Source organism: Kitasatospora sp. NPDC059599 (assembly GCF_042735125.1).
Taxonomy (GTDB): domain Bacteria; phylum Actinomycetota; class Actinomycetes; order Streptomycetales; family Streptomycetaceae; genus Kitasatospora.
Window position 1 is genome coordinate 1 of the sequence record NZ_JBHWCL010000088.1, and the last position, 18,385, is coordinate 18,385.

Below are 18,385 nucleotides of genomic sequence, written 5' to 3' on the forward strand. Positions count from 1 at the left end.
CGAAGGAGCGGCACCGGCTGCCGCGTGACGGGGAGGACACGCTGGAGCGGGCCGTCGCGGCCGGGCTCCGGAAGGCGCGGCCGGGCGCGCGGCCGGGCGTGCATAGGCCCGGCGGGGCGCGTGCGCAGGCTCCGGGCTCCCGGCGGGACGCCCCGGGCGTGCGGGCCCGTCCACGGTGGCGGCACGGCGCGGGGAGGCCGGGCCCGGGAGGCGGTCGGCGGGGGGCCGGCGGGGGACAATGGCGGGGTGATCAGTAGCCCCGTTCTCGACCCGACCCGCCTCGCCAAGCTGCGCGAGGCGCTGCTCGCCGCCTCGTTCACCGCCGACGGGTGCCTGGACCTGCTCGGACCCACCGCCTACGCGGCGTTGGCCCGCAGCGAGGCGGTCCCGGCGCTGCGCGCGACGCGCGGCGGCAGCCCGCTGGAGACGCTGGTGCGGCTGTTCCTGCTGCAGCAGCCGGTGCCGTACCGGGCCGCGGCCGCGGCGCTGCCGGTGGAGGACTGCCTGGCCGACGGCTGGCTGCGCCCGGACGGGGACCTGGTGCGCGCCACCGTCGACGTCCGGCCGTACGCCAACGAGGTTGCCGGGCTGCCCGGTTCGGATGCCTGGGTGGTCTCCGACCTGGGCTGCGCGGTGGGCGGCGCGGGCGGCATCGGCTCCGGCGAGACCGCGCACGGGGTGGCCCGCAAGGACCTGGTGCTGGGTGTCGGCGGCGCCTCGACCACGCTGGCCAACATCACCGTGCGCCGCCCGGTGCGGGCCGCGCTGGACCTCGGCGCGGGTTCCGGCGTGCAGGCGCTGCACGCGGCCCGGCACGCCGGCACGGTCACCGCCACCGACCTCAATCCGCGTGCGCTGCGCTTCACCGAGCTGACCCTGGCGCTGTCCGGTTTCGACCACTCCGAGGTGCTCTCCGGCAGCCTCTTCGAGCCGGTCGGGGAACGGAAGTTCGACCTGATCGTCTCCAACCCGCCGTTCGTCATCTCGCCGACCGGCCGGTTCACCTACCGGGACGGCGGCATGGCCGGCGACGACCTGTGCCGCAGCCTGGTCCGCTCGGCCGCCGACCACCTGGAGCCCGGCGGTTACTGCCAGTTGCTCGCGAACTGGCAGCACGTCGAGGGCGAGGACTGGCAGGAGCGGCTGGCCGGCTGGGTCGCGGGCACCGGGCTGGACGCCTGGATCGTCCAGCGCGAGGTCCAGGACGTGGCCCAGTACGCGGAGTTGTGGTTGCGCGACGGCGGCGACCACCGCGGCCCCGGCGGCGACTACCAGGCCCGCTACGGCGAGTGGCTGGACGCCTTCGAGGCGGGCCGGGTCGAGGGCGTCGGCATGGGGTGGATCACCCTGCGGGCGGGCGGCGCCGAGCGTCCGACCGTCCGGGTCGAGGAGTGGCCGCACCCGGTGGAGCAGCCGCTCGGCCCGCACATCGAGACCTGGTTCGACCGGCAGGACTTCCTCCGCTCGCACGACGACGCGGGCCTGCTCGCGACCCGCTACATGCTGGCGGACGAGGTGGTCCAGGAGCAGGTCGGTGCGCCGGGCGCGGAGGACCCGGAGCACGTGATCCTGCGTCACAACCGGGGCATGCGAAGGGCCACCAAGGTGGACACCGTGGGGGCCGGCTTCGTGGGCGTCTGCGACGGGACGCTGGCGGCGGGCGAGATCGTGGACGCCATCGCGCAGCTGCTCGGTGAGGACCGGGTGGTCCTGCGCGACCGGGTGCCGGAGTCGCTGCGGCTGCTGACCGAGCAGGGGTTCATCGACCCGGTCCGCTGAGCGGGGCCGGTGAGTGAGGTCGCCGAGCGGGGGTCGCCGAGCGGGGGCCGCTGAGCGAGGGCCGCTGAGTCGGGCCCGGCGAACCGGGCCCGTCGAGTCGGTCGGCCGCGCCGGGCAGGGCCCTGCAGGGCCGGCCGAGCCTGCCCCGCGGGGCGGTTCACCCGCCCGTACCCCCTGGTTCGTCCGGTGGTCCCCGAACGGCTGCCCCCCGTTGGTCCTCCGCTGTGAGGCTCTGCCCACAGGCTGTGGACAGAGCTGGGGAGCCGGGGGCCAGGGGTGGACACGACGACGGCGACGGTGGGCGGGGTCGTGCTCGTCCTCTTCGGTGGCGTGCTGCTGCTCTGGTGCGCCGCCGAAGTGCGCCTTCGCCACCTGGTGCGCCGCCGGGGGGTCGCGGTGGTGGCCACGGTGGTGGCCGAGGACGACGCGCACGGGCAGCTGGACAGCGCGCCGCTGCTGTCCTTCCCGGTGCCGTCCCCGGTCGCCGGTTCCGGCGCGTGCCGGATCGCGGGGCTGGTGCTCACCCGTCCGCGCGGGCACACCCCGCTGCGCCGCCCGGACCGTTTCGCGCCCGGTGCCCCGGTGCGGATCTGCTACGACCCGCAGCGCCCGAGCCGGGCGGTGCTGGCGGCCGGCGAGATCGGGCGGGGGGCCCTCGTCGACCTGCTGTGGAGCGCCCTGGGCGTGGCCTGTCTCGCGGCGGGTGCCGGGCTGCTGGCCACGGTCGGCGGCTGAGCGCTCCGCCCGCTCCCGGGGACGTCGCCCCGCGCGCGCTCGACGGGGGTCCGCCCGCCCGTCGATTTTCCGTTGACAGATCTTGAAATCCGTCATTCCATCCTCCGGAACCTGCCGAAGGCCCCCTCCACGGGGCGCGAACCCGCGTCATCGGGTTACCGTTCGAGTGGCGTCGGTGAGCCCGGCAAGTGAAAAAGCGGGATCCGTCCGTTTGACAAGGGTGGCCGGGGTACGGTCACACTCCGCTGGTGGGGTGTCGTGCAGCGGCGGCCCCGGGACGGTGGAGGGGTCGGGCGGAGCGCAGCCCGTGCTGCCGCGCCGACCAGCCACATAAGGACCGGGAGAGAAGAGCGAAGGTGTCCCCGAGCAGCGAGACCGCGCACGGACAGCGACTCGTCATTGTCGAGTCGCCGGCCAAGGCGAAGACGATCAAGGGCTACCTTGGCCCCGGCTACATCGTCGAGGCGAGCGTCGGGCACATCCGCGACCTCCCCAGCACCGCGGCCGAGGTGCCGGAGAAGTACACCGGCGAGGTGCGCCGCCTCGGGGTGGACGTCGACCACGACTTCGCACCCATCTACGTGGTCAACGCGGACAAGAAGTCCCAGGTCAGCAAGTTGAAGTCGCTGCTCGCGGAGTCCGACGAGCTCTTCCTCGCCACCGATGAGGACCGCGAGGGCGAGGCCATCGCGTGGCACCTGCAGCAGGTGCTCAAGCCCAAGGTGCCGGTGCACCGGATGGTGTTCCACGAGATCACCAAGTCGGCGATCCAGGAGGCCGTGGCCAACCCGCGCGAACTCAACCAGCGCCTGGTCGACGCCCAGGAGACCCGTCGCATCCTCGACCGCCTCTACGGCTTCGAGGTCTCGCCGGTGCTATGGAAGAAGGTCATGCCGAAGCTGTCGGCGGGCCGCGTGCAGTCCGTCGCGACCCGGCTGGTGGTCGAGCGCGAGCGCGAGCGGATGGCCTTCCGCACCGCCTCGTACTGGGACCTGGTCGGCACCTTCGGCACCGGCCGCACCCCGGCCGACTCCGCGAACCCGGAGACCTTCGGCGCCCGGCTCGCCTCGGTCGACGGCAAGCGGATCGCCAGCGGCCGCGACTTCGGCTCGGACGGCCGGCTGAAGGCCGGCAGCGCCAACAGCCTGCACCTGGACGAGCAGGCCGCCCGGCAGCTGGCCGCCGCCCTGGAGCGCACCGCGTTCAGCGTCCGCAGCGTCGAGTCCAAGCCGTACCGCCGCTCGCCGTACGCGCCGTTCCGGACCACCACGCTCCAGCAGGAGGCCAGCCGCAAGCTCGGCTTCGGCGCCAAGCGGACCATGCAGGTGGCCCAGAAGCTGTACGAGAACGGCTTCATCACCTATATGCGCACCGACTCCACCACGCTGTCGGACACCGCGATCTCGGCCGCCCGCGCCCAGGTCACCCAGCTGTACGGCGCCGACTACCTGCCGGACGCCCCGCGCACCTACGCCAGCAAGGTCAAGAACGCGCAGGAGGCGCACGAGGCCGTCCGCCCCTCCGGCGACCGCTTCCGCACCCCCGCCGAGACCGGCCTGACCGGCGACGACTTCCGGCTCTACGAGCTGATCTGGATGCGCACCGTCGCCTCCCAGATGAAGGACGCGGTCGGCCAGTCCGTCACCGTCCGGGTCGGCGGCACCTCCGCCGACGGCCGGGACGTCGAGTTCTCCGCCTCCGGCAAGATCATCACCTTCCACGGCTTCCTCAAGGCCTACGTCGAGGGCGCCGACGACCCGAACGCCGAGCTCGACGACCGCGAGCGCCGGCTGCCGCAGGTCACCCAGGGCGACCCGCTGGGCGCCGAGCGGATCACCCCGGAGGGCCACGCCACCAAGCCGCCGGCCCGCTACACCGAGGCCTCGCTGGTCAAGGAGCTGGAGGACCGGGAGATCGGCCGCCCCTCCACCTACGCGTCGATCATCGACACGATCATCCAGCGCCGGTACGTGTTCAAGAAGGGGACGGCGCTGGTTCCGTCGTTCCTCTCCTTCGCGGTGGTCAACCTGCTGGAGAAGCACTTCGGCCGGCTGGTCGACTACGACTTCACCGCCAGGATGGAGGACGACCTCGACCGCATCGCGGCCGGCGAGGCGAAGTCCGTGCCGTGGCTGAAGCGCTTCTACTTCGGCGAGGGCGAGGGCCTCTCGGCCGGTGGCGCCGCCGAGGCCGGCAACGGCGACGGCGACCACCTGGGCGGCCTGAAGGAACTGGTCACCGACCTCGGCGCGATCGACGCCCGGGAGATCAGCTCCTTCCGGATCAGCGAGGACATCACCCTGCGGGTCGGCCGCTACGGCCCGTACGTCGAGCGCGCCTCCACCGTCGAGGGCGAGCCCGGCCAGCGCGCCGACATCCCGGACGAGCTGCCGCCGGACGAGCTCACCGTCGAGCTGGCCGAGGAGCTGCTGGCCAAGCCCAGCGGCGACTTCGAGCTCGGCGCCGACCCGGTCAGCGGCAACATGCTGGTCGCCAAGGACGGCCGCTACGGCCCGTACGTGACCGAGATCCTGCCCGAGGGCACGCCCAAGACCGGCAAGAACGCGGTCAAGCCGCGCACCGCCTCGCTCTTCAAGACGATGTCCCTGGACACCGTCACCCTGGAGGACGCGCTCCGGCTGCTCTCGCTGCCGCGCGTGGTCGGCACCGACGCCGAGGGCGCGGAGATCACGGCGCAGAACGGCCGCTACGGCCCGTACCTCAAGCGCGGCACCGACTCCCGCTCGCTCACCAGCGAGGACCAGCTCTTCACGATCACCCTCGACGAGGCGCTGGCGATCTACGCCCAGCCCAAGCAGCGCGGCCGGGCCGCCGCCGCCCCGCCGCTCAAGGAGCTGGGCAACGACCCGGTCAGCGAGCGCCCGGTGGTGGTCAAGGACGGACGGTTCGGCCCGTACGTGACCGACGGCGAGACCAACGCGACGCTCCGCAAGGACGACGACGTCGAGACCATCACGCCGGAGCGCGGCTACGAGCTGCTCGCCGAGAAGCGGGCGCGCGGACCGGTGAAGAAGGTGGCGAAGAAGGCCCCGGCGAAGAAGACGGCGGCCAAGAAGGCGACCACGACCAAGACCGCGGCCACCAAGACCGCGGCCGCGAAGAAGACCGCCGCCAAGAAGACCACCACCAAGACGGCGGCGGCGAAGAAGACGGCGGCCAAGAAGACCGCCGCGAGCAAGACCACGGCGACCGACGAGGGCTGACCCCCGGTCGCCGCCGACGGGCCCGCATCCCCCGATCCAGGGGGTGCGGGCCCGGGCGCTGTCGTGGGCCGGGCGGTGGCCGGTGGCGACACGACGGTGGCACGGCGGTGATCGGGTGGTGGCCGGCGGTGACACGACGGTGGCAACACGACGGTGATCGGGTGGTGGCACGACGATGATCGGGCGTCGGTCGGCGATGGCCGGGTGGTGATCGGGCGTCGGTCGGGCGGCGGCCGGGTGGGGATCCGGGCCGGGGACGGGTGCGGGGATCTGTGCGGGGAACGTCACAACCCGGTGATGAGCGGGATCCGGAAGCCCGTTCACCACAATCCGGCCAAGCCTCGCCCGCTACGCTGACCGTATGACGAGCGAGGAGCAGCCCACCCCCAGCGCCGCCCCGGACGCCAGAGCCGTGACGCCCGACCTGCCCGAGGTCGCGCCCGCCGGGACCCCGGTGGACCGGGCCCGGGCACTGCTGCGGACGCGCGCCTACCGGCGGCTGTGGACCACCCAGCTGCTCGGCGGCACCGCCGACCGGCTCGGCCTGCTGGTGCTGCTCGCGCTCACCGTGATCGCCGCCGCGATCGGCGGCCGGTTCGGCGACCTGCCGCGCAGCCTCGCCTTCGCCACCGCCGCGGTCCTCGCCGTCCGCGTGGTGGCCACCGGCCTGGTCGGTGTGGCGCTGCTCGGCCCGGTGCACCGGCTGGTCGCGGGCAGGCTCGACCGGCGCTGGACCATGTTCGGCGCCGACGTGCTGCGCGCCCTGCTGATCGGCCTCGCCCCCTGGTGGACCGTCTGGCTGGGCTCCGGGACGAAGACCTCCGGCGCCGCGACCTACGTCCTGCTCGCCACCGTGTTCGTCACCGGTGCCGCCGAGCGGGTCTGGGAGATCGCCAAGGCCGCCGCCGTCCCCGGCCTGCTGCCGCCGGCCGACCCCTACGCCCCGGCCGCCGAACAGCGGCCCGCCGCCGCCAACCTGGACACCGTCCGGGTGATCGACCGCTTCACCGGCTGGGTCACCCTGCCGCTGGCGGCCGTCGGCCTGGTCGGCCTCACCCTGCTCAACAACATCGGTGCGGCGGCCGGCTCCGACTGGCTCCGCGCCCACCAGCTCACCTTCGCGGCGCTCGGCGCGGCCGGACTGTTCGCCGCCTCGGCGGTCCGCGGGTACGTCCGGCAGCTGCCCGTCGGCCCGGTGGCCGTCGCCCCGGTCTCCCCGCTGCAGGGCCTGCGCGCCCCGACCGACGCCGCCCCCGGTCCGGCCCTGGGCAAGGGCCGCACCGGCAGCGCCCCGTACTTCACCTTCGCCGTCGCCGCCGCCTTCGCCTCGATGGCGGGCGTCGCCGCGCTGGCGCTGCTCACCGCCGCCGAGCACCGGGCCGGGCCGATCGGCTACGGCCTGGTGGTGCTCGCCGCCACCGCGACCCCCGCCCTCGGCGCCCGCCTCACCCGGGCCACCCTGCCCTCGCTCTCCCGCCGCCGACTGCTCGCGCTGGCGCTGCTCACCCAGGGCGTCGCACTGATCCTGGCCGGGCTGGTGCTGGACTTCGTGCTGGTCCTGCTGCTCACCGTGCTGGCCGCGCTGGCGGCCGGGATCGTCGTCTCGGCCGGGCGCACCCTGCTCGCGCAGGAGGTCGAGGAGGCCCGGCTGCCGAAGGTCACCGAGCACCTGTTCGCGGTGCTGCGGGTCGTGGTCGCCGCCGCGCTGGTCGTCGTCCCGCTGATCGCCGCCGCTTACGGGGACGTCGAGTACGGCACCGTCGAGCCCGGCTCCTTCACCTTCATCCACGGCGGCGCCGCCCTCGCCGTCGCCACCGCGGGGCTGCTCACGCTGGTGCTCGCCGCCGTCGTGCTGCTGCGCACCGACGACCGGCGCGGCACCGTGCCCTTCGGCCGGGACCTGGTGGACGCCGTGCGCGGCGCCGCCGGCCCGGTGCCGCACCGCGGCGCGGGCACCGGCTTCTTCATCGCCCTCGAAGGCGGCGACGGCGCCGGCAAGTCCACCCAGGCCCAGGCACTCGCCGAGTGGATCCGCGGCAAGGGCCACGAGGTCGTGCTCACCCGCGAGCCCGGCGGCAGCCCGGTCGGCCAGCGGCTGCGCGGCCTCGTCCTGGACGTCGGCAACACCGGCCTGTCGCACCGCGCCGAGGCGCTGATCTACGCCGCCGACCGCGCCGAGCACGTCGAGAACGTCATCCGGCCGGCCCTCGCCCGCGGCGCCGTGGTGATCACCGACCGGTACATGGATTCCTCCATCGCCTACCAGGGCGCCGGGCGCGACCTCGCCGCGACCGAGGTCGCCCGGATCTCCCGCTGGGCCACCGGCGGTCTGCTGCCCGACCTGACCGTCGTCCTGGACGTCGACCCGACCCGGGCCCGGGAGCGCTTCACCGAGGCCCTGGACCGGCTGGAGTCCGAGCCCACCGAGTTCCACCAGCGGGTCCGGGCCGGCTTCCTCGCCCTCGCGGCCGCCGACCCGGCGCGCTACCTGGTCGTGGACGGCAGCCAGGCCCCCGGCTTCGTCACCACCGCCATCCGGCACCGGCTCGACCGCGAGCTGCCGCTCTCCGAGCAGGAGAAGGCCGCCCGCGCCGAGCAGGAGCGGCTGGCCCGGGAGGAGGCCGAGCGCCGCGCCGCCGAGGAGGCCCGGAGGAAGGCCGAGGAGGAGGCTGCCGAGCGCAAGCGGCAGGAAGTGCTGGCGCAGCTGCGCGCCGAGCAGGCGGAGAAGGAGCGGCTGGCCAAGGAGGAGGCCGAGCGGGCCGCCGCCGAGGCCCGCCGCAAGGCCGAGGAGGAGGCCCGCCGCCGGGCGGAGGAGGAGGCCGAGCGCCGCGCCGCCGAGGAGGCCGAGCGTCGTGCCGCCGAGCAGGTCCGGCTGGCGGCCGAGGCCGCCGAGCGCAAGCGGATCGCCGACGAGGCGGCGGCTCAGGCCGAACTGCAGCGGCAGCGGGAGCTCGCCCGCGAGGAGCAGCGCCGCCGGGCGGAGGAAGCGCTGCAGCGGGCCGAGGAGGCCCGGCTGGCGCAGGCCGCCGCGCTCGCCGCTGCGGCCGCGGCCGCAGAGACGGCGGCGGACCGGGCGGCCGGTCGGGCCGGGTCGGCGGCGGGCGCCGCGGCCGGGGACGCCGCGACCACGGAGCTGTGGGCGGTCCGGGAGACCCCGCAGGACGCTCCGGGTCGGTCCGCGCCGCGTGGTGCGGAGCACGGTCCGGCGCAGGGTTCGGCACCGGGTTCGGCTCAGGGGCCTGCACAGGGCCCGGCCGACGGGCTCGGGGACGAGGCGACGCGCGAGCTGTCGGTGCGGGACCGGCAGGCGGCGGTCCGGGCGGCCGACGCCACCGAGGCGCGCAAGGCGGCCGCGGCCGCCGGAGCGGTCGACGCGACCGCCAAGCTGCCCGTGGTGCCGGCTTCCGCGGTGGACGAGACGGCCGTGCTGCCGAAGGTGCCGGCGGAGGCCGACCGGACCGAGGTGCTGCCCCGGGTCGGTCCGGGCCGTCCGGTGGAGAGCACGCGTGAGCTGCCGGTGGTCGGCGGGGAGCGTGCGGCGGATCCGCGGGGGCAGGCCCCGGCGCGGCCGCAGTCGCCGCCGCAGCCCCAGCCCCAGCCGGAGTCCCAGCCGCAATCGGCCGCCGAGCGGCCCCGGCCGGAGTGGGCCGAGGAGACGCCGATGGACGACCTGCCGAGCCTCACCGACACCCTGCTCGGGTCGCACGACGAGTGGGCGCGTTGGGAGCACGGCGGCCCGCGGAGCGGTGCGGACCCGCGCGGTGCGGACCCGCGCGGTGCGGACGGTCAGGGCGGGCAGGGCGGCCAGGGTACGCACGGCGCGCAGGGCGGGCCGGCCGGGGGCCAGGGCAAGGACCCGGGCGACGGCAAGGACACGGGCGACGGCAAGGGCCGCCGCTGGGGTCGCCGGGGCTGATCGGGTAGGTGCGGGCGGCGTCGTCGGGACAGGTCCCCGGCGGCGCCGCCTTGCCGTCGGGTACCGGGCGCCGGGTTGCGCCCTCCGGGCGTCGGGTGCCGCTCCCGGGTGGTGGCGCCGCTCGCGGGTGGGGGCGCTCTCCCGGGTGGGGGTTCCGGGCCGCTGGAGGTCCGCCGCCCGGAGTCGGGCGTCGGGCGCCCGTCGTGACCCGGACGGAGCAGTGGCTGTCGGGGCGGAGACGTATGCTCGACCGCGGGGAAGAGGCGCCAGGGGCGCTGCCGTACGGAGCTTGGGAGCAGCAGTGGCCGTCTGGGACGACCTGGTGGGCCAGGAGCGGGTGGTCGAACAGTTGACCGCCGCGGCCCGGGCGGCCGGGGCGACGGTCGAGGCCGGTCGCGGCGCCGCCCCCGTCCAGGGCGGGAACGCCTCCCTGATGACGCACGCCTGGCTGTTCACCGGCCCGCCCGGCGCGGGCCAGGTCACCGCCGCACGGGCCTTCGCCGCGGCCCTCCAGTGCACCAGCCCCGACCTCGCGCTCGGCGGCACGCCCGGCTGCGGGTTCTGCGACGGCTGCCACACCGTGCTGGCCGGCAGCCACGCGGACGTGAAGTACGTGCGGACCGACGGGCTGTCCATCGGCGTGGGCGACATGCGCGCGCTGGTCCTGCGGGCCTCCAGCTACCCGACCGGCGGCCGCTGGTCGGTGATCCTGGTGGACGCCGCGCACCGGCTCACCGAGGCCGCCGCGAACGCGCTGCTGAAGGGCGTGGAGGAGCCCTCCCCGCGCACCGTCTGGCTGCTCTGCGCCCCCTCCGTCCAGGACGTGCTGCCGACCATCCGCTCGCGCTGCCGGCTGCTGGTGCTGCGCAGCCCCGCCGCCGCGGCGGTCGCCGACATGCTGGTCAGCCGGGACGGCGTCGACCCGGAGACCGCCCGGCTCGCCGCACTCGCCGGGCAGGGCGACATCGAGCGCTCGCGCCGTCTCGCCGTGGACGAGAAGGCCCGGACCCGTCGGGCCGAGGTGCTGCGGATCCCGCTGGAGGTCGGCGACATCGGCGGCTGCCTGGCCGCCGCCCAGCGCCTGGTCGACACCGCCAAGGCCGACGCCGAGGCGCTCGCCGAGACCCAGGACGCCAAGGAGACCGACGACCTCAAGGCCGCCTACGGCGCCGCCGAGGGCAGCAAGGCGCCGCGTGGCATGGCCGGGGCGGTCAAGGAGCTGGAGAAGCGGCAGAAGAGCCGCGCCACCCGTACGCGCCGGGAGACCCTCGGGGTCGCCCTGCTCGACCTGCTCGGCTTCTACCGGGACGTGCTCGCGATCCAGCTCGGCTCCACCGGGGTGCTCGCCAACGAGGACCAGCGGCAGGCACTGAACCGGGTCGCTCAGGCCGGCCCGGCGGAGGGCACCCTGCGCCGGATCGAGGCGGTGCTGGCCTGCCGCGAGGCGCTGGACCGCAACGTGGACCCGCTGCTCGCGGTCGAGGCGATGACGGTCGCGCTGCGCGCGGGCTGAGCCGGCCCTCGGCCCGTCCCCGGACCCGCGTCGTCCGTCGTCCGCCCGCCGTCCGCTGTTTGTCCGTCGTTCGTCGTCCGTCGTTCGTCGTCCGCGGGCCGCTCCACCGGCCGACGGCCGTACGCCTCCCGGAGCCGGTGCGCTGTCCCACCTTCGAGTGAACGAGCGATACGCGCCGGGCACACCCGCGTGTGACCGTGCGCCGGTTGTGCACGCTGGGGGCCGACTGCGCCCGGTGGGGCCGGTCGCCCCCGTACGCGCCGGGTCCGGTCCGGCGCCGGCCCTCTCCCGAGGCGGTGCGTCGCATGGTTCGTTCGCTCCTCGTCATTCCCCTGTTGGCTGCCGCCCTCGGCGGGATCTGGCTGGCCCGGGGAGCCCTCCAGCGCTGGCGCGACCTGCGCGCCGCCGAGACCTACGAGCTGGCCGGAGACCGGTGGCCGATGCTGCTGCGGGCGGGCGGGGCGATGGTCTGCGGGGTGTTCGTCACCGGGCTGACAGTGCTCACCGCGCTCGGCGCCTTCGGCGGCATCGGCCGCGGCGACCGGGCGCAGGACCGGGCGGAGCCCGTCGTGGACTCGGCGGGCACCGAGGCCGGCACGGCGGTCCGGCAACAGGCGGCGCCGCCCGCAGCCACCGAGCCGGCCGCCGCCGGTGCTTCCGGTGCCGCCGGTGCTGCGGTGGGGGCCGCGGCGACCGCGGCCGTCACCACCGCCCCCGCCGTGGTCAGCCGGTTCGACAGCGTTGGTCACCCGGGCGGCGGCGAACTGCTCCAGTCCGCCGTGCTCGGCCCCGACGGGCACCCCCGCAACGTCCGGGTCTGGCTGCCGCCGCAGTACGCCAAGGAGCCCAACGCGCGGTTCCCGGTCGTCGTGATGCACGCGGCCGCGCCGCGCAAGACCGCCGACGCCGAGGTCCCGGACGTCTTCGAGGGCATCGGGTCGGCGTTGCAGACCGGCAAGACCCGGCCCTTCATCCTGGTCGCCCCCGAGGCGCCGAACGGCACCGCGCACCCCTGTGAGCTGGTCGCCGCCGCTCCGGCCGCCGTCGCCGACGACACGACGCTGCGCACCACCGTCGCCGCCTCCTTCCGCACCCTGCCGCCCGGCCCGGCCTCCTGGGGCACCCTCGGCGTCGACGGCGGCGCGCCGTGCGCGGCGGCCGCCGGGCTGGCCCGCCCCGACCTGTACGGCGCGGCCGCGGCGGTCTCCGGCCGGTACGACGCCGCCGCCCTCACCCAGACCGGGGCCGAGGCCCCGACCGGCAGCGCGGCCAAGCTGCTGCTGGCCGCGGCCAAGGCCGACTCCGCCGGGCTGGACGCGGCCCGCAAGCTCCAGGCCGCGCTCAAGGCGGGCCCCGGCCCGGCGGCCAAGGCCGACGTGCGGATCTCGGACAACGTGCAGGACTTCACCCCCGACCGGGAGCGGCTGCGGCTGGTCCGGCAAGCGGCGCAGTTCCTGGCCGAGGCGTTGGCCAAGGCGTCCTGAGCGCCCGTCGAGCGGGCGTTACGCTGCCCGGTACCCGGGGTGGGTGCCGGGCAGCGGCGTTTCCACCGCTCGTCGGATCGTCGGGTCGTCGGAGGCCGTTCCCGTCGTTCCGTGCATTCCCGTCGTTCCTTCCCATCGTCCTTCGAGGAGAGCAGCCGGATGAGGGCCTTCGGGCGGGTGCGGGTACTGGCCGGGGTGACGCGGGTGTCGGCCGCGGCGCTGGCCGTCGGGCTGCTGGCGGGCGGGTGCGGGTCCGGTCCGTCCGGGGCGCCGGGGGCGGCCTCCTCGGACGCGTCCGGCTCCGGCGCGACCTCGGCCCCGGTGGCCCCCGGCGGGCCGGGGGCCACCCCGCTGGAGCCGCTGCCCACCGTCGTCCCGGCCGCGCTCGCGCCGTACTACGCGCAGCGGTTGGCCTGGCAGCCGTGCGACGGCGGGTTCGAGTGCACGACGTTCCGGGTACCGCTGGACTACGACCGGCCGGGGGACGGCGACCTCACCCTGGCGGCCGCCCGCGCGGCGGCGGAACCCGCCGCGACCGGCGCCGGCTCCCGGGAGCCGCGGCTCGGTTCGCTGTTGCTCAACCCGGGCGGGCCCGGCGGCTCGGCGGTCGAGTACCTGGAGTCCACCGCCCGGACGTACGACAACGGGGTGCGGGCCCGCTACGACTTGGTCGGCCTCGACCCGCGCGGGGTGGGCCGCAGCAACCCGGTCACCTGCCTGAGCGGTGACCGAATGGACGCCTTCACCGCCGTCGACCTGACCCCCGGTGACCAGCACGGGATCGACGACCTGGTCGCCGCCGACAAGGAGTTCGCCGACGGCTGCCGCAAGCAGGCCGGGGCAGCGCTCGGCCACCTCAGCACCGTCGAGGCCGCCCGGGACATGGACGTCCTGCGCGCGCTGCTGGGCGACGAGCGGCTGAACTTCGTCGGCAAGTCCTACGGCACCTTCCTCGGCGCCACCTACGCCGGGCTCTTCCCGACCCGGGTCGGCCGGCTGGTGCTGGACGGCGCCATGGACCCGGCGCTCGACTCGGTCACCGGCAACCGCACCCAGGCCGGCGGCTTCGAGACCGCCTGGGCCGCCTTCGCCAAGGACTGCGCCAAGCGCGAGGACTGCCCGCTCGGCCGGACCGAACAGCAGGCCGGCGAGCAGCTCACCGCGCTGTTCGCGGCCGTCCGGACCGCCCCGCTGCCCACCGGCGACAACGGCCGCCGGCTCACCGAGTCCCAGGCGACCACCGGCGTCATCGAGGCCATGTACGCCGACTTCCTCTGGCCCAAGCTGCGCTCCGCGCTCGCCGACGCCAGGGCGGGCGACGGCAGCGGGCTGCTGAAGCTCTCCGACGCCTACTACGGGCGGGAGGCGGACGGCTCGTACCCCAACCTGATGTCCGCCAACACCGCGGTGAACTGCCTCGACCTGCCCGCGCCGTTCCGCGGGCCGGAGGACGTCCAGCGGGCGGTGCCGGACTTCGAGCAGGTCTCGCCGCACTTCGGGCGGGACATGGCGTGGATGGCGCTGACCTGCGCGTACTGGCCGGTCCGGGCGACCGGCGCGGCGCACACCATCCGGGCGTCCGGCGCCGCCCCGATCGTCGTCATCGGCACCACCCGCGACCCGGCCACCCCGTACGCCTGGGCCCGGTCCCTGGCCGGGCAGCTGGAGTCCGGCCGCCTGCTGACCTTCGACGGGGACGGCCACACCGCGTACGGCCGGCACAGCACCTGCGTGGACGGCGCGGTGAACCGCTTCCTGCTGACCGGGGAGGCCCCTGAGCAGGACACGCGCTGCGACCGGTAGGGCGTGGGGTTCCGGACGGCCGGTAGGTAGTTTTCACTTCAATCGATTACCGGTACGACGTTACGATGAGCGCCCCCTGCCACCCTTCCCCGCACCGGAGCTCAACGTGCTCGGAGTCAACGACCTGGCGACGTACGTCCTCGGCGCCCTCGTCATCATCCTGCTGCCCGGCCCCAACTCCCTGTACGTGCTGTCCGTCGCCGCCCGCAAGGGCGTCCGGACCGGCTACCGGGCCGCCGCCGGCGTCTTCGTCGGCGACCTCACCCTGATCAGCCTCACCTCGATCGGCGCGGCCTCCCTGCTGAAGGCCAACCCGGCCGTCTTCGCGGTGGTCAAGTTCGGCGGCGCCGCCTACCTGCTTTGGATCGGCTACGGCATGCTCCGCGCCGCCCGCGGCCTCTGGCTCGAACACCGGGCCGCCGCCGACACCACCGCCGAGCCGGACCCCGAGTCCGCCGAGAACCCCTTCCGCCGCGCCCTCGTGGTCAGCCTCCTCAACCCGAAGGCCATCCTCTTCCTGCTCTCCTTCTTCACCCAGTTCGTCGACCCGTCCTACAGACAGCCCGCCCTCTCCTTCGCCCTCCTCGGTGGCATCCTGCAGACCTTCAGCCTGCTCTACCTCTCCCTGCTGATATTCGCCGGCACCACCCTCGCCACCGCCTTCCGCCGCCGCAAGCGTCTCTCCGCCACCCTCACCAGCGGCGTCGCCGTCCTCTTCGCCGGCTTCGCCGCCAAACTCGCCGTCTCCTCCGCCTGACCCGCCCCCCGGGTATCCGGGTACGGATCACCCGCCAACCTGTGTAGACTGGCCCGCGTTGCCGCCACACACGGCAACGGTGCCGCCTTAGCTCAGTTGGCCAGAGCAACGCACTCGTAATGCGTAGGTCGCGGGTTCGAATCCCGCAGGCGGCTCGGTTCGAAGCCCAGGTCAGATCGGTTCTGACCTGGGCTTCTTCGTGTTCGTGGGCACTGGGGTGACCGGAGGGGCGGGCCGGGCCCGGCGGTGGGGGACCGCCGGGCCCGGGGGTGGTTACTGGCGGCCGTTCGCGAGGTCGAGGGGGCGGATCCGCAGGGCGAGGCGGGCCGGGAGCAGGCTGGCGAGGAGCGCGAGCACCAGGCAGACGGCCGTGGCTCCGGCGAGGGTGGTCCACGGCAGGTCGAGGGCTGCGGAGCGGGTGGCGTCGAGGACGCGGTTCTCGATCAGCAGGACGGTCGCGTACTGGGTGACCAGGGTGACGGCCAGTCCGAGGGCCGCCGCGGTGGCGACGACCAGCAGGGTCTCGACGGCGACCACGCGCAGGACCTGGCGGCGGGTGCCGCCGGTGAGGCGCAGGGTGGCGAAGTCCCGCAGGCGGTCACCGGTGGACATCATCATCGTGTTGACGATGGCGATCAGCGCGTAGAGCAGGGCCGGGCCGAGGATCGCCAGCATGGAGATCCAGCCGTTCTTCGTGGTCCGGTCGTTGTGGGCGCCGATCCAGTCCGTGCCCGCGGTGGCGTGGGCCGCGGTGCCGCCCACCGCGGCCGTGACCTGGTCGGGGCCCGCGCCGGTGGACAGGTAGGCGACGGAGACGGTGCCCGGGCCGGGGACGGCCTCGCGGGGGACGACGATCTCGGGCAGGTGCGGCAGCAGGTGGCCGATCTGGGCGACCAGCCGCAGCGGCTCCCGGGTGCCGTCCGCGAGGCGGGCGTTCAGGGTGTCGCCGACGTGCCAGCCGAAGACCCGGGCCATGTCGGTGGAGACCGCGACCGTCCTGCCGTGCAGGTCGGCGAGCGAACCGGCGTCGGTGGTCAGGTTCCAGGCCTCGCGCAGGTCGCCGTCGACCGCGAGGCCGTCCTCCGGGATCGGCAGGTCGCCGGGGCGGCCGGGGACGGGCTGCTGGTCCGGGGTGGCCAGGCCGTCGAACCGGACGGTGGCGGCGGTGGTCAGCCGGGCGTCCGGGAGGGCGGCGAGGTTGCGCAGGGCGTCGGCGGGCACGGCGTGGCCGTCGGACGGCTCGACCACGTACCCGGCCTTGAGGGCGGCTCGGCCCTGGGTGGCGAGTGCGTCGCCGAACGCCACCGTGCCGCCGACCACCGAGCCGGCCAGGCCGATCACCAGGAAGACCGGCGTCGCGGTGGAGACGGTGCGACGGATCGCGGCGAGGGCGTTCTGGCGGGCGATCAGCCCGGCCGCGCCGGGCAGCAGCGGGACGAGCGCGGTGAACAGGCGCACCAGCGGTGGCACCAGCACCGGGGCGACCAGGACGACCGCGAGCACCGCCATGACGTCGAAGAGCAGCGCGAACTGCGGGGTGGTCTGCGGATCGCGGGACTGCGGGTCGGCCAGCATCGAGGCGGGCATCGAGACGAACGTCGACAGGGTGTAGCCGAAGACGCAGAGGAAGAGGCCGGAGGCCACCCAGCGGACGGGCGGCATCACCTTCCGGTCGACGGCGACCTCGTTGAGCGCCTCCACCGGCCGCACCCGGCCGGCCCGGCGGGACGCCGCGTAGGCGCCGAGCAGGGCGACGAGCAGGCCGCCCGAGGCGGCGAGCAGCAGCGGCAGCGCTGCCGGTTCGGCGTGGAATCCGCTCGGGGCGGCGCCTTGGTCGACCAGCCAGCCGGCGATCGCCGGGGCGACGGCCAGGCCCGCCGCGCAGCCCGTGACCGCGGCGGACAGCGCCACCACCATGGCCTCGCCGAGGACCAGGGCCCGGACCTGGCGGGGCGTGGCGCCGACCGCGCGCAGCATCGCCGTCTCCTGGCGGCGCTGGGCGACGGCGAAGGCGAAGGTCGAGGAGACCACGAAGACCGAGACGAACCCGGCCATGGCGGCCATGAAGCTCACCAGCTTGTGCAGCGAGGGCGCGCCGGGCAGCGAGTCCTCGCCCATGGTGGTGTTGAGGAGCACCCCGGCGGCGGACATCACTGCGACGCCGAGGGCGAGCGCGACGAAGGAGCCGACGAAGGACGGCCAGCGGCGGCGCATCGAGACGGCGGCGACCGGGAGGAGGAGACGGAAGCCGGTCATCGGGGGTCACCGTGTCCGGGGGTGCCCGCCTCGTCGGCGCGGTCGGTGGGGGCGGCCTCCTCGCGGGCCTGTTCCAGGGCGGTCATCCGGGCGGCGACGGTCTGCGGGTCCGGGTCCTCCAGGCGGTCGACGACCAGGCCGTCGGCGAGGAAGAGCACGGTGTCGGCGTAGGAGGCGGCGACCGGGTCGTGGGTGACCATGATGGTGCTCTGGCCCTGCCGGTCGACGAGGGACCGGAGCAGGGTGAGTACCTCGCGGCTGCTGGAGCTGTCCAGGGCGCCGGTGGGCTCGTCCGCGAAGAGCACCTCCGGGGCGGAGATCAGCGCGCGGGCGATCGCCACCCGTTGCTGCTGGCCGCCGGACATCTGCGAGGGCAGGTGGCCGGTCCGCTCGCCGAGGCCCACCTGGGCCAGGGCGGCCCGGACCTGTGCGGGGTCGGGCCTGCGGCCGGCCAGGCGCAGCGGCAGGCCGACGTTCTGTTCGGCGGTCAGGGCACCGAGCAGGTTGAACGCCTGGAAGACGAAGCCGAGGCGTTCCCGGCGCAGTTCGGTCAGTGCGGTCTCGTCGAGGCCGCCGAGGTCGATGCCGTCGACAACGACGGTGCCGGAGTCCGGGCGGTCGAGCCCGGCGGCGCACTGGAGCAGGGTGCTCTTGCCGGATCCGGAGGGTCCCATGACGGCGGTGAAGCTGCCGCGGGCGAAGCCGAGGGTGACTCCGGCCAGCGCGGTGACGGTGTTCTGGCCGGTTCCGTAGGAGCGGGTGACCTGCTCCAGTCTTACTACATCGTTGTCGTTCATGATGATCGACTTCCTACCAGGTCTTCGGGAACGGCGGTATGACGTTCCGGTAGGAGTGGGGCGGGAAGGGGGCGCCCCGGTGGGGTGGTGGTGAGGCAGTCTCGGCCCCGGTCGGGCCCCG

Annotated in this window: 10 protein-coding genes and 1 tRNA gene; 9 read left to right on the forward strand and 2 right to left on the reverse strand. The window is 75.2% G+C overall.

What is annotated here, in order from left to right:
* Nucleotides 1-246: 246 nt before the first annotated feature.
* The 9 genes from ACFV04_RS26950 to ACFV04_RS26990 all read left to right on the forward strand — a co-directional run bounded on the left by ACFV04_RS26950 (nucleotide 247) and on the right by ACFV04_RS26990 (nucleotide 15,366).
* Nucleotides 247-1,779, forward strand: coding sequence for a methyltransferase (locus tag ACFV04_RS26950; protein WP_380533069.1), 1,533 nt, complete (start codon nucleotides 247-249; stop codon nucleotides 1,777-1,779).
* 276 nt (nucleotides 1,780-2,055) lie between these two features.
* Nucleotides 2,056-2,514, forward strand: a complete 459-nt coding sequence (locus ACFV04_RS26955; protein WP_380533072.1) for a DUF3592 domain-containing protein — start codon at nucleotides 2,056-2,058, stop codon at nucleotides 2,512-2,514.
* 356 nt (nucleotides 2,515-2,870) lie between these two features.
* Nucleotides 2,871-5,738 carry a type I DNA topoisomerase gene (gene topA / locus ACFV04_RS26960; RefSeq protein ID WP_380348334.1) on the forward strand — a complete coding sequence of 956 codons (2,868 nt, stop codon included), beginning with the start codon at nucleotides 2,871-2,873 and terminating at the stop codon, nucleotides 5,736-5,738.
* Nucleotides 5,739-6,099: 361 nt separating this feature from the next.
* The gene (tmk, locus tag ACFV04_RS26965) at nucleotides 6,100-9,654 is read left to right on the forward strand and encodes a dTMP kinase (protein ID WP_380533075.1); all 3,555 of its coding nucleotides are present in this window, start codon (nucleotides 6,100-6,102) and stop codon (nucleotides 9,652-9,654) included.
* A 301-nt stretch (nucleotides 9,655-9,955) separates the two neighbouring features.
* Entirely contained in the window at nucleotides 9,956-11,167 is a 1,212-nt protein-coding gene (locus ACFV04_RS26970; RefSeq protein ID WP_360253102.1) for a DNA polymerase III subunit delta', read from the forward strand.
* A 305-nt stretch (nucleotides 11,168-11,472) separates the two neighbouring features.
* Nucleotides 11,473-12,651: a hypothetical protein gene (locus tag ACFV04_RS26975; protein ID WP_380348331.1), complete on the forward strand. Its 1,179-nt coding sequence runs from the start codon at nucleotides 11,473-11,475 to the stop codon at nucleotides 12,649-12,651.
* A gap of 159 nt (nucleotides 12,652-12,810) precedes the next feature.
* Nucleotides 12,811-14,454: an alpha/beta hydrolase gene (locus tag ACFV04_RS26980; protein ID WP_380348329.1), complete on the forward strand. Its 1,644-nt coding sequence runs from the start codon at nucleotides 12,811-12,813 to the stop codon at nucleotides 14,452-14,454.
* 106 nt (nucleotides 14,455-14,560) lie between these two features.
* Nucleotides 14,561-15,211: a leucine efflux protein LeuE gene (gene leuE / locus ACFV04_RS26985; RefSeq protein ID WP_380533079.1), complete on the forward strand. Its 651-nt coding sequence runs from the start codon at nucleotides 14,561-14,563 to the stop codon at nucleotides 15,209-15,211.
* 81 nt (nucleotides 15,212-15,292) lie between these two features.
* A tRNA-Thr gene (locus tag ACFV04_RS26990) sits at nucleotides 15,293-15,366 on the forward strand.
* Nucleotides 15,367-15,484: 118 nt separating this feature from the next.
* On the opposite strand, the gene ACFV04_RS26995 is transcribed toward ACFV04_RS26990, so the two are convergent.
* Together ACFV04_RS26995 and ACFV04_RS27000 are read right to left on the reverse strand one after the other, a co-directional pair.
* The gene (locus ACFV04_RS26995) at nucleotides 15,485-17,467 is read right to left on the reverse strand and encodes an ABC transporter permease (protein ID WP_380533082.1); all 1,983 of its coding nucleotides are present in this window, start codon (nucleotides 17,465-17,467) and stop codon (nucleotides 15,485-15,487) included.
* On the reverse strand, nucleotides 17,464-18,264 hold the full coding sequence (locus tag ACFV04_RS27000) for an ABC transporter ATP-binding protein (protein ID WP_380533085.1): 801 nt from the start codon (nucleotides 18,262-18,264) through the stop codon (nucleotides 17,464-17,466). Before ACFV04_RS27000 ends, ACFV04_RS26995 begins: the two co-directional genes overlap by 4 nt.
* Nucleotides 18,265-18,385 lie beyond the last annotated feature (121 nt).

Bases quoted from the DNA above. Each gene is read 5' to 3' on its own strand.
- ACFV04_RS26980 (WP_380348329.1), top strand. From the start codon at position 12,811: ATGAGGGCCTTCGGGCGGGTGCGGGTACTGGCCGGGGTGACGCGGGTG.
- ACFV04_RS27000 (WP_380533085.1), bottom strand. From the start codon at position 18,264: ATGAACGACAACGATGTAGTAAGACTGGAGCAGGTCACCCGCTCCTAC.
- ACFV04_RS26995 (WP_380533082.1), bottom strand. From the start codon at position 17,467: ATGACCGGCTTCCGTCTCCTCCTCCCGGTCGCCGCCGTCTCGATGCGC.
- ACFV04_RS26975 (WP_380348331.1), top strand. From the start codon at position 11,473: ATGGTTCGTTCGCTCCTCGTCATTCCCCTGTTGGCTGCCGCCCTCGGC.
- tmk (WP_380533075.1), top strand. From the start codon at position 6,100: ATGACGAGCGAGGAGCAGCCCACCCCCAGCGCCGCCCCGGACGCCAGA.